The 13,114-nt window shown below is 61.6% G+C and carries 14 protein-coding genes; 9 read left to right on the forward strand and 5 right to left on the reverse strand.

Features of this window, described 5'->3' with window-relative positions; translation table 11 throughout:
• Positions 1 to 55 precede the first annotated feature (55 nt).
• From NKI97_RS05660 to NKI97_RS05670, 3 genes are all read left to right on the forward strand, one after another.
• On the forward strand, positions 56 to 493 hold the full coding sequence (locus NKI97_RS05660) for a DUF1489 family protein (RefSeq protein ID WP_352448803.1): 438 nt from the start codon (positions 56 to 58) through the stop codon (positions 491 to 493).
• Positions 494 to 617: 124 nt separating this feature from the next.
• Positions 618 to 1,349 carry a vWA domain-containing protein gene (locus NKI97_RS05665; protein WP_352833037.1) on the forward strand — a complete coding sequence of 244 codons (732 nt, stop codon included), beginning with the start codon at positions 618 to 620 and terminating at the stop codon, positions 1,347 to 1,349.
• Complete coding sequence (locus NKI97_RS05670; protein WP_352448805.1) at positions 1,349 to 2,047, forward strand: DnaJ domain-containing protein; 699 nt, start codon at positions 1,349 to 1,351, stop codon at positions 2,045 to 2,047. Before NKI97_RS05665 ends, NKI97_RS05670 begins: the two co-directional genes overlap by 1 nt.
• A gap of 47 nt (positions 2,048 to 2,094) precedes the next feature.
• On the opposite strand, the gene NKI97_RS05675 is transcribed toward NKI97_RS05670, so the two are convergent.
• Positions 2,095 to 3,483: an SPOR domain-containing protein gene (locus tag NKI97_RS05675; RefSeq protein WP_352705694.1), complete on the reverse strand. Its 1,389-nt coding sequence runs from the start codon at positions 3,481 to 3,483 to the stop codon at positions 2,095 to 2,097.
• A gap of 298 nt (positions 3,484 to 3,781) precedes the next feature.
• Here NKI97_RS05675 and NKI97_RS05680 point away from each other — a divergent pair, with 298 nt between their 5' ends.
• The 3 genes from NKI97_RS05680 to clpA all read left to right on the forward strand — a co-directional run bounded on the left by NKI97_RS05680 (position 3,782) and on the right by clpA (position 7,187).
• A complete protein-coding gene (locus NKI97_RS05680) occupies positions 3,782 to 4,111 on the forward strand; it encodes a phasin family protein (protein WP_352471661.1) in 330 nt (109 codons plus the stop codon).
• Positions 4,112 to 4,385: 274 nt separating this feature from the next.
• Complete coding sequence (gene clpS / locus NKI97_RS05685; protein ID WP_023674921.1) at positions 4,386 to 4,712, forward strand: ATP-dependent Clp protease adapter ClpS; 327 nt, start codon at positions 4,386 to 4,388, stop codon at positions 4,710 to 4,712.
• Positions 4,713 to 4,718: 6 nt separating this feature from the next.
• The gene (clpA, locus tag NKI97_RS05690) at positions 4,719 to 7,187 is read left to right on the forward strand and encodes an ATP-dependent Clp protease ATP-binding subunit ClpA (protein ID WP_023674922.1); all 2,469 of its coding nucleotides are present in this window, start codon (positions 4,719 to 4,721) and stop codon (positions 7,185 to 7,187) included.
• Positions 7,188 to 7,281: 94 nt separating this feature from the next.
• Here the strand turns inward: clpA and NKI97_RS05695 are convergent, their stop codons facing one another.
• The 4 genes from NKI97_RS05695 to NKI97_RS05710 form a co-directional block, all read right to left on the reverse strand.
• Entirely contained in the window at positions 7,282 to 7,713 is a 432-nt protein-coding gene (locus NKI97_RS05695; RefSeq protein WP_352502384.1) for an HIT family protein, read from the reverse strand.
• A gap of 120 nt (positions 7,714 to 7,833) precedes the next feature.
• The gene (locus NKI97_RS05700; protein WP_352705692.1) at positions 7,834 to 9,048 is read right to left on the reverse strand and encodes a GNAT family N-acetyltransferase; all 1,215 of its coding nucleotides are present in this window, start codon (positions 9,046 to 9,048) and stop codon (positions 7,834 to 7,836) included.
• A 40-nt stretch (positions 9,049 to 9,088) separates the two neighbouring features.
• Entirely contained in the window at positions 9,089 to 9,817 is a 729-nt protein-coding gene (locus NKI97_RS05705; protein ID WP_352705690.1) for a glycerophosphodiester phosphodiesterase, read from the reverse strand.
• 14 nt (positions 9,818 to 9,831) lie between these two features.
• Positions 9,832 to 10,296, reverse strand: a complete 465-nt coding sequence (locus tag NKI97_RS05710) for a RidA family protein (RefSeq protein WP_352448812.1) — start codon at positions 10,294 to 10,296, stop codon at positions 9,832 to 9,834.
• A 138-nt stretch (positions 10,297 to 10,434) separates the two neighbouring features.
• Here NKI97_RS05710 and NKI97_RS05715 point away from each other — a divergent pair, with 138 nt between their 5' ends.
• From NKI97_RS05715 to NKI97_RS05725, 3 genes are all read left to right on the forward strand, one after another.
• Positions 10,435 to 11,262: a cell envelope integrity EipB family protein gene (locus tag NKI97_RS05715; protein WP_352833041.1), complete on the forward strand. Its 828-nt coding sequence runs from the start codon at positions 10,435 to 10,437 to the stop codon at positions 11,260 to 11,262.
• A gap of 134 nt (positions 11,263 to 11,396) precedes the next feature.
• On the forward strand, positions 11,397 to 12,695 hold the full coding sequence (locus NKI97_RS05720; RefSeq protein WP_352744122.1) for a lysophospholipid acyltransferase family protein: 1,299 nt from the start codon (positions 11,397 to 11,399) through the stop codon (positions 12,693 to 12,695).
• Between the two features lie 43 nt (positions 12,696 to 12,738).
• A complete protein-coding gene (locus NKI97_RS05725) occupies positions 12,739 to 13,017 on the forward strand; it encodes a DUF4031 domain-containing protein (RefSeq protein ID WP_352448814.1) in 279 nt (92 codons plus the stop codon).
• Positions 13,018 to 13,114 lie beyond the last annotated feature (97 nt).

Raw genomic sequence — 13,114 nt, forward strand, 5'->3', positions numbered from 1 at the left:
GGAGAAGTCGATCAGGCCGTTGACGCGTTCGCGTGCTGGACTAAAACCTTAAACGATGTCTCTCAATCTCATAAAGCTTTGCGTCGGCTGTGACAGCGTCGAGGATCTGGAAGAGTGGATTGCCTTCCGTCTCGACGAGCGGCGCCGCGCCGGCGAACCGGCCGAGCACTACCACACCACCCGCATGGTGCCGACGCGTGGCGCCGAGATTGCCGACGGCGGCTCGCTCTACTGGGTGATCAAGGGCAATGTCCAATGCCGCCAGTTGATCACCGAAATCCGGCCCTTCACCGATGACGAGGGCATCGGCCGTTGCCATCTGATCCTCGATCCCGAGGTCGTGCGCACTGACTGGCAACCGCGCCGTGCATTCCAGGGGTGGCGCTACCTGAAGCAGGCGGACGCGCCGGCCGATCTCGGCAAGGGCAAAGCCGGGCTGATCGAGATGCCGCCGAAGCTCAGGCGTGAGCTTGCCGATCTCGGCCTGCTCTGACGCCAAGAAACGCAACGCCAGGACCACCAGCCGAAGCGTCGTCCGCAGGTGCCATCATCACAGGTCCTCCAGGTCGCCTCATCTGGGCTTGCAAGCCGGGGAACAACGCCACATCTTGAATGTCATGAGCGACAAGAAGCAGCCCGTGTCTGCAAAGGCCAATCCTGCGCCGGTCGAGTCTCAATCGAGCACCGGCGAGATCGACGCGTTTCTCCGTCAGGCAAGGACGCTCGCTGCATCCGCTACCGGTTCAGGTAGGCTGATCCTGTCCCTCGACGCGACGATGAGCCGCCAGCCGACCTGGGATCTCGCCTGTGCGCTGCAGGCCGAGATGTTCGACGCCGTCGGCAAGGCCGGGGCGCTCAAGGTTCAACTTGTCTATTTTCGCGGCCTTGGCGAGTGCCGCTCGTCCGCATTCGTCACCGATACCGAAGCTCTGAAACAGCTGATGACGCGCATCGACTGCCGCAGCGGCCATACCCAAATCGGCAAGGTGCTCGCCCATGCGCTGAAACAGACGGCGGCGGCCAAGGTCAACGCGCTGGTCTATATCGGCGACGCGATGGAAGAAAACATTGATGATCTGGCCGAAAAGGCCGGCAGCCTCGGTCTGCACGGCGTTCCTGTCTTCGTCTTTCAGGAGGGCCATGATGCCGCCGCGGAAAAGGCGTTCAAGGAAATTGCGCGGCTGTCGAAAGGGGCCTGGTTCCGGTTCGATCGGCGGGCCGCCGCGACGTTGGCCGGCCTGCTTTCGTCCGTCGCCGTGTTTGCGACCGGCGGGCTGAAGGCACTGGAGGCCCGGGGCAGGCCGGAGGACCGGCTGATGATCGAGCATCTGCGGGGCGGCGGAAACTGATGGGCGCGATTATCGCTTTTGTAGCATTGCTTCTGGTGTTTCTCGGTATGCTCACCATCTTCCTGCGCGCCGATCCGGCGAAGCTTGCAGGCGGCATGAGGACGCTTGGACCTGTGCTGCTCGGGCTGGTCGGCGTCGCCGTGCTGCTGGTCGGGCGCGAGGGCATCGGGGGCTTGATTCTGTCGGCTGCGCTCGCCTGGTACGGCTCCATGCGCATGAATCGGCCGGCAGCCAAACTGGCGGCAGGCAAGCGTTCGACAGTTCGTACGGCGGCGCTTGAGATGGAACTCGATCACGATACCGGCGGCCTCGAAGGCCTTGTGCTGGCTGGGCGCCATGAAGGCAAGATGCTTGGCTCGATGGGGCTTGCCGAATTGCAGCAACTCTATCGCGAACTCTCCGGCGATCCGGAGAGCCGCCAATTGCTAGAGACGTATCTTGACGGCAGATTTCCCATCTGGCGCAAAGACGCTGATGCGAATGGTGGCGAAGGGCTGGGTGTTGCGCCAGGTTCTGGCGCCATGACTAAGGAGGAGGCCTACAAGATCCTTGGTCTTGAAGCGGGGGCTGCCGCGGCGGATGTCCGCAAGGCGCACCGCCGCCTGATGCAGCGCCTGCACCCCGATATCGGTGGCACGTCTTTCCTGGCGGCGCGGATCAATGAAGCCAAGGACGTCTTGCTCTCCAATCACAACTAGTCTCCTTCGACGCAGAACTTCGGGAAAGATATCGTTTCGCGCGCCGCTTACTGCTGGACGGCGTAGCACTCGATCTTCTTCTTTTTCAAAGCGTTGCAGGCTTTCCAGGCAGCCGTCTTCGAACCGAAACCACCGAACCGGGCGCGGTAGTAGGTGACACCGTCCTTGTCGAAGGCGACGGTGAAACCGGAGGCATCGGTCAGAACGGAGGGCGCCTGCTTCGTCGCCTTGTCGAGGAAAGCCTTCGCTTCGGCCTGTTTTGGCGAAGAGGCGACCTGTATTGCCCAGCCGGATGGCACCGACGCCGTGCTGACAGGATCGACCTCTGCCGCCGGTTCGGCATAGGCTGCGGCGACCCGGGCTGTCGCCACGTCGTCCACCGTCGACACAGCCGTCGTCTTGACCCTCTTGGCCTGAACGACCGGAGCGGTCTCTTCAACGACGGGCGCATTTTCCTCGACAAGAGAGGCAACGGCATCGTCGTCCGGCTTTCTGTCCGGTGTCGGCGCGTCATGCTTCGGCAGAAGCACCTTGGCCAAGGCTGAAATCGGATTGCCGCCGCCGGCCTTGGCAATCAGCACGCCGCCGCCGCGCGACGACGCCTGCGGCATGTAGGCATTGATCAACCCGGCCATCTGGCTGTCGCGGCTGCCGCCGGACCTGCCGCCCATGACCACCGCTACGATGCGCCGATCGCCATCCGAGACCGAGGAGACCAGATTGTAACCGGAGGCGCGGGTGTAACCGGTCTTGATGCCGTCGACGCCCTTGATGCGTCCGAGCAGACGATTGTGGCCGTTGATGCGCTGCCGCCCGTAAAGAAAGGAGCGCTGCGAGAAATAGCCGTAGTATTGCGGGAAATGCTCTCTCAGGGCGATGCCGAGCATCGCCATGTCGCGCGCGGTCGTGAACTGGCCGGGATCAGGCAAGCCGTTGGCGTTGCGGAAAACGGTTCCCCTCATGCCCAGCGCCCGCGCCTTGGCGGTCATCATGCGGGCGAAATTGGCTTCGTTGCCGCCGAGCATCTCGCCAAGCGCTGTTGCGGAATCGTTTGCCGATTTGGTCACCATCGACAGGATCGCGGTCTCGACCGTGACCGAGCCGCCCCGCTTGACGCCGAGCTTCGTCGGCGGTTCGGCAGCGGCATTGGCCGAGAACACGACCGGGGAATTCTTGCTGATCCTGCCCTTCGCCAACGCCTCGAACGTCAGATAGAGCGTCATCATCTTGGTAAGCGAAGCCGGATAGCGCCGGCCATCGGCATCCGACGAATAAAGCACCTTGCCGGTCTTGGCATCGATGACGATGGCCGCCGACTTGGCCGCCATGGATGAGGCCGCGTCCGCGACGACGAAGCTCATCGCCATAGCGAGGATCATGATCGTTTTGAGGGGGGACGCGGATTTGGAAACGAAGCCCGACAACGCCTTACGCACTGATAGTTCCTTTGAATTTCCGTTGCCTTGGAGGCGGCAAAGGGTCCTGCCTCACCTCCGGCCACGCTAACGCGGGCAGCGTTACCAATCCGTTTATGGTAACCGCCGCGTTCACCATTTTCTGTGGGATTGAGCTTCTCTTTATTCGAATCTTAGCGATTGCCGGCAGCTCACGATCCGCATTGCCGCGGGAATCTTGACTTTTGTGCACTGCACAATATATTTACACGCATTGCACAACGCGGCCCGGACAAGCCGCGTCTATCGTCCAAGGCAACCGTTCAAGGGAATGCGTGAAATGACCCAGACCTATGAAGATTTCAGCAAATACGGCAAGGAATTTGCGGACACCGGATTGAAGAGCTTCGCCTCGCTGTCCAAGGGTGCGCAGGCTATCGCCGCCGAGGCGGGCGAGTACACCAAGAAAAGCTTCGAAGCCGGGAGCGCCGCTGTCGAGAAGCTCTTTTCCGCCAAGTCGCTGGACAAGGCGATCGATATCCAGTCCGACTATGCCAAGCAGTCCTATGAGAGCTTCGTCACCGAAGCCACCAAGCTTGGCGATCTCTATGCCGAACTCGCCAAGGAAGCCTACAAGCCGTTCGAATCGATCGTCGCCAAGGCGAAGTAAATTCGACGAACATTCCGAGCCGGCCCCTGGGCTCGCAAAGACAGACCCGGTCGCGAACGCGCGGCCGGGTTTTTTCACGCCAGCTCGAAATCGGGGGCCTGCGGTCTTCACGATTTGAAAAATCGGTCAAGTTTGGCCACCTAGCCATATTGTCAGCTAAACAGAAGGGCTTAAAATCGTCCATCGAACACCTACATGTCGAGCATGCATGAGGATTCGAAAGAGGCAGGACTACGTGACTACAGGTTTGACTGCCACGAGCTACGTGGTGCGAATGCAGAACGGCAGCAACGGCAATGAGGCCGGTCGCGGCACGGCCGTCATCACGCGCACAAAAACCAAAACCAAGAAGCCCAGTCTGTATCGGGTCCTCATTCTTAACGACGACTACACACCCATGGAATTCGTGGTCCACGTGCTGGAGCGCTTTTTCCAGAAGGACCGCGAAGCCGCCACACGCATAATGCTTCATGTTCACAATCATGGGGTGGGCGAGTGCGGGGTCTATACATTCGAGGTGGCCGAGACCAAAGTGGCTCAGGTCATGGATTTCGCCCGACAGAATCAGCATCCGCTGCAATGCGTGATGGAGAAGAAGTGAGGTAACATGCCGGCTTTCTCCCAAGGCCTGGAAAAGGCGCTTCACCAAGCGCTGACGCTCGCCAATGAGCGGCACCATGAATATGCAACCCTTGAACATTTGCTGCTCGCCCTGATCGACGACACCGAGGCGGCGGCCGTCATGCGTGCCTGCAACGTCGATCTCGACGAGTTGAAGCATACGGTCCTCACCTATATCGACACCGAGCTCGACAACCTCGTCACCGGCTACGATGAAGATTCCAAGCCGACTGCCGGTTTCCAGCGCGTCATCCAGCGCGCGGTGATCCATGTGCAGTCGTCAGGCCGCGAGGAGGTGTCCGGCGCCAACGTGCTCGTTGCCATCTTCGCTGAGCGCGAGAGCCACGCCGCTTACTTCCTGCAGGAACAGCAGATGACCCGCTACGACGCGGTCAACTACATCTCGCATGGCATCGCCAAGCGCCCCGGCGCTTCCGAGACGCGGACGCCGCGCGGCGCCGACGACGAGCAAGGCAGCCAGAGCGGGGCCGAGCCGCAAGAGGAAGGCGGCAAGAAGAAGCAGCAGCAGGACGCGCTGACTGCCTATTGCGTCAACCTGAACAACAAGGCCAAGGCCGGCAAGATCGATCCATTGATCGGTCGCGAGAGCGAGATCAACCGGACCATCCAGGTGCTGTGCCGCCGCTCCAAGAACAACCCGCTCTATGTCGGTGATCCCGGCGTCGGCAAGACGGCGATCGCCGAAGGCCTCGCCAAGCGCATCGTCGAGGGCGACGTTCCCGAAGTGCTGCACAATGCCACCATCTTCGCGCTCGACATGGGCACGCTGCTGGCCGGCACCCGTTATCGCGGCGATTTCGAGGAGCGACTGAAGCAGGTCGTCAAGGAGCTCGAGGACTATCCCGGCGCCGTGCTGTTCATTGATGAGATCCACACCGTGATCGGGGCAGGGGCCACCTCCGGCGGCGCCATGGATGCGTCGAACCTGTTGAAGCCGGCGCTGTCTTCGGGCGCCATCCGCTGCATCGGCTCGACCACCTACAAGGAGTTCCGTCAGTTCTTCGAGAAGGACCGCGCGCTGGTGCGGCGCTTCCAGAAGATCGACGTCAACGAGCCGACCGTCGAGGACGCCATCGAGATCATGAAGGGCCTCAAGCCCTATTTCGAGGAGTTCCACAAGGTCCGCTACACGAGCGAGGCGATCAAGGCTTCGGTCGAACTCTCGGCGCGTTACATCAACGACCGCAAGCTGCCGGACAAGGCGATCGACGTGATCGACGAGACCGGCGCCTCGCAGATGCTGGTGCCGGAAGCCAAGCGCAAGAAGACCATCGGCATCAAGGAGATCGAAGCGACGATCGCCACGATGGCGCGCATCCCGCCGAAGACAGTTTCCGCCGACGACGAGAAGGTACTGCAAGGCCTCGACATCGAGTTGAAGCGCGTCGTTTACGGCCAGGACACCGCGATCACCGCGCTGACCTCGGCCATCAAGCTGGCGCGGGCCGGCCTGCGCGAACCGGAAAAGCCGATCGGCTCGTACCTGTTCTCGGGTCCGACCGGTGTCGGCAAGACGGAAGTGGCCAAGCAGCTCGCCGCCTCGCTCGGCGTGGAGCTGATCCGCTTCGACATGTCGGAATATATGGAACGCCACACCGTTTCACGGCTGATCGGTGCCCCTCCCGGCTATGTCGGCTTCGACCAGGGCGGCCTTCTGACCGACGGCGTCGACCAGCATCCGCATTGCGTGCTGTTGCTGGACGAAGTCGAGAAGGCGCATCCGGATCTGTTCAACATCCTGTTGCAGGTCATGGATCACGGCAAGCTGACCGACCACAACGGCAAGCAGATCGACTTCCGCAATGTCATCCTGATCATGACCACCAATGCGGGCGCGTCCGACGCGCAGCGCGCGGCCATCGGTTTCGGTTCGACCAAGCGCGAAGGCGACGATGTCGAGGCGATCAACCGGCTGTTCACGCCGGAGTTCCGCAACCGTCTCGATGCGATCATTCCGTTCGGCTCGCTGCCGGTGCCGGTCATCCATCAGGTGGTGCAGAAGTTCGTCATGCAGCTGGAAGCACAGCTTTCCGAGCGTGGCGTGACCTTCGACTTGTCGCAGGATGCAATCGCATGGCTTGCCGATAAGGGCTACGACGAGCGCATGGGCGCCCGGCCGCTTGGCCGTGTCATCCAGGAGCACATCAAGAAGCCGCTGGCCGACGAGGTGCTGTTCGGCAAGCTCAAGAAGGGCGGCACGGTGCGTGTCACCGTCGAGAAGAAGGAAACCGGCGAGACCGGCCTGAAGCTCGAATCGCTCGCCGACGAGGCGCCGGTGAAGCCGAAGAAGGAAGAGCCGGACGACGTGCCGAAGGCCAAGAAGGCGGTGGCGAAGAAGCCCGCCGCGAAAAAGGCGGTGGCGCAGAAGCCGGAGCCCAAAGGTAAGGACGGCGGCAAGCGCAGCCTTGTGCCGCAACTGCCGCGTAAGAACTGACGAACCAGCCAGTAAAAAAGCCCCGGAAACGGGGCTTTTTTTGTGACACCTTCCGGTTAAGCACCCGGCGCCCGCCGGAGCGGTTTGCACCGGTTCAGCTTGCCAGCGCCATCCGTATCTTGCCGGCGTTTTCGGCCAGGACTTCAGGCTTTTCCATCTGTCCGCTGTGCGGTTTCAGGGGAATGCCCTCGAAGCGCGGAATGACATGGACGTGAAGGTGAAAGATAGTCTGCCCCGAAGCTGGTTCGTTGAACTGCATAACCGTGACGCCATCGGCATCGAAGGCCTTCTTTACGGCCCGCGCAACTTTCTGGACGTGAGCGAAGAGCGGGCCAAGCACCGCCGGATCCGCGTCAAGCAGGTTGCGCGACGGCGCTTTCGGCACCACCAGCGTGTGACCCTGTCCTTGCGGCATCACATCCATGAAGACAATGACCGCGTCATCCTCGTAGACGCGGTGCGAAGGGATTTCTCCGCGCAGGATTTTGGCGAAGATGTTGCTGCTGTCATAGGTTGCTTCGGCCATGGCGCGCGCTCCGGTTCTTGGCTCGCTGTCTCGTGTAGCGAAGCTGTTCCGGGCGGGCAAGACGATCGGTCGACATCGGCCGTGCCGGCCCGCTCGGCTGAGCGATTGGGGCTCGCTACTCTACTCCGCCATGTCCTTGCGGAACGGGGTGTGCTCTTCCAGATATTCGCTCATCCGCTCGACTTCGCGCCGCTCGCGTTGGAGGTAGTCGGCCACTGCATTGCGCAGACCTGGATGGGCGATGTAGTGCGCCGAATGCATCGTCACGGGCCGGTAGCCGCGCGCCAGCTTGTGCTCGCCCTGCGCACCGGCTTCAACCACCTTCAGCTTGCGCGAGATGGCGAAATCGATCGCCTGATGGTAGCAGACCTCGAAATGCAGGAACGGGTGGTCCTCGATGCAGCCCCAATTGCGGCCGTAGAGCGCGTCTGAACCGATGAAGTTGATGGCACCTGCAATGTAGCGCCCGTTGCGTTTGGCCATGACCAGCAGGATGTCGTCGGCCATGCGTTCGCCGATCAGCGAGAAGAAATCGCGGTTGAGGTAGGGCCGGCCCCATTTCCTGCTGCCGGTATCCATGTAGAACGCGAAAAAGTCGTCCCAGGCCTTTTCGGTCAGATCCTTGCCGGTCAGCCAGTCGATCGAGATACCGTCGGCGAGGGCCTCGCGCCGCTCTTTCTTCATTGCCTTGCGCTTGCGCGAGGCTAACGTTGCGAGAAAATCGTCGTAGCTCGAAAAGCCTTCGTTGAAGAAGTGAAACTGCTGGTCGGTGCGATGAAGGAAGCCGGCCGCCGCCAATATCTGGACGTCATCCTCCGGCGCGAAAGTAACATGCGCGGAAGACACGCCGAGCTTATCCGTCACCGCCTTCAGGCCGGCCGCAAGACCGGCCTTGACGGTGGGGCTGTCCTCGCCCCTGCCGACCAGCAGGCGAGGGCCGGTGACGGGTGTGAACGGCACCGCGCATTGCAGCTTCGGATAGTAGCGCCCGCCGGCGCGTTCGAACGCGTCCGACCAGCCATGGTCGAAGACATATTCGCCCTGGCTGTGCGACTTCAGATAGCAGGGGACCGCCCCGAGCAGCTTGCCTCGCGCGGTTTCCAGCCTGAGGTGATGGCCCTGCCAGCCGGTGCGCCGAACAGCGCAGCCGGAATCTTCCAGCGCGCTCAAAAAAGCGAATGAAACAAGCGGGTTGTAGCCGTATTCTGCATCGCCGCGTGTAGTGCCGCCGAGGCTGTCCCATTCAGCGCTGGTAAAGGCGCCGATGCCCGCGGCGATGCGGATCGACAGCTCCGCATTCGCCGTTTGTCTTTCGCAGTCGTCCCCTTGATCCATGAGGCTTACTTAAGCTCGCTGCGGACCCATACAAGCCCGCTCAGGCGAGCCGTACCAGATCGGGCTCGAATCCTTCGAACGTCATCTGGTCGGCATATTTGAAGGTCAGGTCGACGGCAGGCTGGTCGTGCACGGTCCAGGTGATCACCGGCATGCCGAGTCTCTCTCGCACGAAGGAGACGAACCGGTTCGGCAGGTCGCCGGCAGCGTAGGAGGTGAAGGCGATGTCATGCGCCAGCATCGCGAAATGCGCCTCGATCAGGTGGTTGTCGTTGCCGTAGGCGGTCAACCCGCCGGGTATGCCGGGTGCATATTTCGGGAACTCGCGGATCAGCCAATGGTCGAACGACATGATCGCGGTCTTGCCCTTGTAATGCTTGAGCATCTTGCCGACGCTTTCGACCAGGCCTTCGTCGTGCCCGGCAGCACCTTTCAGCTCTACAACCATCGGCACACGGCCGTCGACCAGATCAAGCGCCTGCTGCAGCGTCGGCAAATGGTCGGCGGTGCCGCCGACCTTCAGCGCCGTGATCTCGGCAGCCGTACGCTGCCAGACGAAGCCGTCCTCGCCGGTCAGCCGCAGCAGATCGCCATCGTGGATGATGACGGGGACGCCGTCGGATGATAGGTGCACATCGCATTCGATCGCGTAGCCGCGCTCGGTCGCCGCAGCGAAGGCGGAAAGGGTGTTCTCCCAGCGCGTCTTGTTCATGTCGTGGAGGCCGCGATGGGCGACGGGCCGGGCGGTCAGCCAGGAAAGATCGGTCATGGTTGCAGTCCCGGTCATTCGACTTCGAAGATCGCTTCGATTTCCACTGCGGCATTAAGCGGCAGGGAGGCGGTGCCGACGGCGGAGCGAGCGTGCTTGCCACGATCGCCGAGCACGGCGGCGAGAAAATCCGAGGCGCCGTTGGCAACCAGATGCTGTTCGACAAAATCCGGTGCCGAGGCGACGAAGACGGTGATCTTCACCAAGCGACGGATTTTCTCGAGATCGCCAAGTGCCGCCTGAGCCTGGGCCAATATGTTGATCGCACAGTATTTTGCGGCTTCCTTGCCGGTCGCGGTGTCGACATCGCGGCCAAGCAGTCCGCTCGCCTGGAGCTTGCCCTCCTTGAGCGGCAACTGCCCGGCGGTGAACAGCAGATTGCCGGTCCGGCAATAGGGCACGTAATTGGCGGCGGGCGCGGCGGCGGCCGGCAGCGTCACGCCGAGATCGCTTAGCCGCTTTTCGATTGTTTCGCTCATGCTATTTCCCTATTGCTTGAAGGTGCCGCGCAGGCCGGGCCGAAATTGCTATTTTTGCCTCGCTTCCGCCACGACTTTTTTTAAGCTGGACCATCTTTCCATGCGGCTTGCCATTAGCCGCGATGATCGGAGCACCCCATGCGCGCAACGCGCCTCGCATTCAACGCCGTTCTCTTGACAGCGGCTTCCTGGGCGGCTCCCGCTTTTGCGGTGCCTGCGCTGCAGGCGCATCGTGCTGTTTACGACATTTCACTCGACAAGGCTTCAGACCGCTCCGGCATTACCGGCATCACCGGCCGCATGGTCTACGAGTTCAACGGCTCGCCTTGCGAGGGCTATACGGTAAAGTTCCGTTTGGTGACCCAGATCGTAACCAGCGACAACACCAGGCTGACCGACCAGCAGATGACCACCTTCGAGGATGCCGAGGGCAAGACCTTCTCCTTCGTGAACAAATCCTTTGTCGACCAGAGCCTCGACAAGGAGGTCAAGGGTACCGCAACGAAGGAAGCCAACGGTCTCAAGGTCGATATCGACAAGCCCGAGAAGAACAGCCTGGAACTCGCGCCAACGCAGTTCCCGACCCAGCAAATGGTCGAAATGATCGGCAAGGCGGAAAAGGGCGAGCGTTTCTACGAAACCAACCTGTTCGACGGCTCTGAGGATGCCAACAAGGTGGTGACCACCACCGTCGTCGTCGGCAAGCAAGCCGATGCCGACAATGCCGATCCGGAAGCGCCGGCGCTGGCCAAGCTCGCCACCGACAAATACTGGCCGGTCGACATCGCCTATTTCGATGATGCCGACAAAGGCGGCGAGGAGGTGCCGGAATACCGGATCAGCTTCAAGCTGCACAAGAACGGCATCACGCGCGATCTCGTCATGGACTATGGCGAGTTCTCGATGACCGGCAAACTGGTCAATCTGTCGCTGTTCGATCAGCCAAAGACCTGCCCGTCTAAATAAGCTCGAGTGAACGGCAAGCCGCCGGCGCTATCCGGGATAGTAGCGCTTAATCTTGCGTGGCAGGTCGCATCGACTTGAGCATGCCGCAATTGCCTATCAACGTCTTATGACGGTATGCGCCGCGGGGGAGCAGGTTGAGCAGGATCGACGTTTTTGTGGCGCCGCGGCCCAATGCAACGCTGATCAACGCTATGACATTCGTCAACCGGATTGTCATGCTGCACGGCATTCCAGGCTTTCGCGACCTGTTGCCATTCAACCGTCTGGCCGGTTTGCGCGGCGTCGCCAATGTCCGCCACATCGATTTTCCGGAGGATGACCGGCAAAGGCTGAAGGCTTGTTGCGGCGCGGGCAAGGCGACGTTCATCACGCCCAACCATCCCGAATTCTTTACCGACTGGATGATCGACAAGGAGGTCGTCTCGCGGGTAAGCCCGCTGGCGGCATCCTGGGCCACGCACGGCGTCGTCAACGGGCTTGGCAGGCTGATGCAGAAATTCTGGTTGGCCAACAATCTGATCGCGCAAATCCCGGGCAACAGCGCGGCCGCCAAGGAACATTCGGTGGCCTGGGCGCTGAAGGGGCATGGCGTGCTCCTGCATCCCGAAGGCGGTGTCGGCTGGCATGCCAACATCATTGCCCCGCTGCTGCCGGGCGCGGTCGAAATGGGGTTCGAGGCGCTGAAGCGCGGCCGCCTGACGGATCCGGATTTCAAGGTTTGGATCGCGCCCGTGATCTGGAAGCTTGCTTTCACGGGGAATGTCGAGGCAGCGCTGGCAAGGGAATGCGCCTATGTCGAGCACAGCCTGAAGATCGAACGCCGTGCCGCCGATTCGCTGCCGGAGCGCATCCATCATATCTATGCGACGTTGCTGTCGCGCGATGAGGCTGCATATGGCCTGCGGTCCGATGAGCGGGCTTTGTATGACGCACGTCAAAAGGACCTGCTGACCGAACTCGGCCGTCGCCTTGCCGAACTTGTCTCGGTCGACGCCGGCACGCTCGACAATGCGGACCTTTTGCGCCGTTCGCGGCGCTGGCTGCGGGAAGACACGGATGGCAGTGGAAGCCAGAAGCAGGTCCGAATGCTGGCGGATACAATCCAGCGCGTGCAGCGTGTCGGGCCGTGGGCTTCAGCCAACCCGGGCATCACGCAGGAGGAGATCGCCGAACATTTGAAGCGGATCCGCAACGATTATTGCAAGGGTACGCTGCGCGATACGATCAACCGTTTCGTGCCGCAGCCGGCAGGCCCACGCCGCGCCTATGTCCGGGTACCGGAGCCGCTAGGCTTGCACGCCTATCAAGGCTCCGTCGAGGAGGCACTCGCCGAACTGCACGGCCGGATGCAGGAGACCGTCACCAGGACGATGACGCAACTCGAGGCCGGCGGCGGCTTCATTTTCTATGCCAATCCCTTCTATCATCGTTAGCGATGTGTTGGTCGGCGCAAGATGAAGGAGTGCGGCAAGCCTCATGGCGGTCTATGTCGATGCGGCGATCTGGAAATGGGTCGGCCACCGCTGGTGTCATCTGCTGGCAGACGACACCGACGAGCTGCATCGCTTTGCCGGGCAGCTCGGCATCAAGCGCGCGTCCTACCAAGGACCGCCGAAGACATCGGCACCGCATTATGACATAACCGGGTTCGAGCGCGACCGCGCAGTGCGGTTAGGCGCCATCGAATGCACCCGCGAGGAGATCGTCGCTGTTTTCCGGCGTGTGCGGGTGCCGAAGGGGAAGATGCGGCGATGACACCGGTGCGCTGATCGCCGCACGCTGAAACACAGACGCCACAACGCTTGCGTTTGTCGCGCTTCCCCTCTATATGCGCGCTCATTCCACACACGGA

Origin of the sequence: Mesorhizobium sp. M0296 (assembly GCF_040321675.1) — a bacterium.
GTDB lineage: Bacteria > Pseudomonadota > Alphaproteobacteria > Rhizobiales > Rhizobiaceae > Mesorhizobium.

Coding starts and splice junctions, on each gene's coding strand:
- NKI97_RS05660 (WP_352448803.1), top strand. CDS start 56: ATGTCTCTCAATCTCATAAAGCTTTGCGTCGGCTGTGACAGCGTCGAG.
- NKI97_RS05665 (WP_352833037.1), top strand. CDS start 618: ATGAGCGACAAGAAGCAGCCCGTGTCTGCAAAGGCCAATCCTGCGCCG.
- NKI97_RS05670 (WP_352448805.1), top strand. CDS start 1,349: ATGGGCGCGATTATCGCTTTTGTAGCATTGCTTCTGGTGTTTCTCGGT.
- NKI97_RS05680 (WP_352471661.1), top strand. CDS start 3,782: ATGACCCAGACCTATGAAGATTTCAGCAAATACGGCAAGGAATTTGCG.
- clpS (WP_023674921.1), top strand. CDS start 4,386: ATGCAGAACGGCAGCAACGGCAATGAGGCCGGTCGCGGCACGGCCGTC.
- clpA (WP_023674922.1), top strand. CDS start 4,719: ATGCCGGCTTTCTCCCAAGGCCTGGAAAAGGCGCTTCACCAAGCGCTG.
- NKI97_RS05695 (WP_352502384.1), bottom strand. CDS start 7,713: ATGGCCGAAGCAACCTATGACAGCAGCAACATCTTCGCCAAAATCCTG.
- NKI97_RS05700 (WP_352705692.1), bottom strand. CDS start 9,048: ATGGATCAAGGGGACGACTGCGAAAGACAAACGGCGAATGCGGAGCTG.
- NKI97_RS05705 (WP_352705690.1), bottom strand. CDS start 9,817: ATGACCGATCTTTCCTGGCTGACCGCCCGGCCCGTCGCCCATCGCGGC.
- NKI97_RS05710 (WP_352448812.1), bottom strand. CDS start 10,296: ATGAGCGAAACAATCGAAAAGCGGCTAAGCGATCTCGGCGTGACGCTG.
- NKI97_RS05715 (WP_352833041.1), top strand. CDS start 10,435: ATGCGCGCAACGCGCCTCGCATTCAACGCCGTTCTCTTGACAGCGGCT.
- NKI97_RS05725 (WP_352448814.1), top strand. CDS start 12,739: ATGGCGGTCTATGTCGATGCGGCGATCTGGAAATGGGTCGGCCACCGC.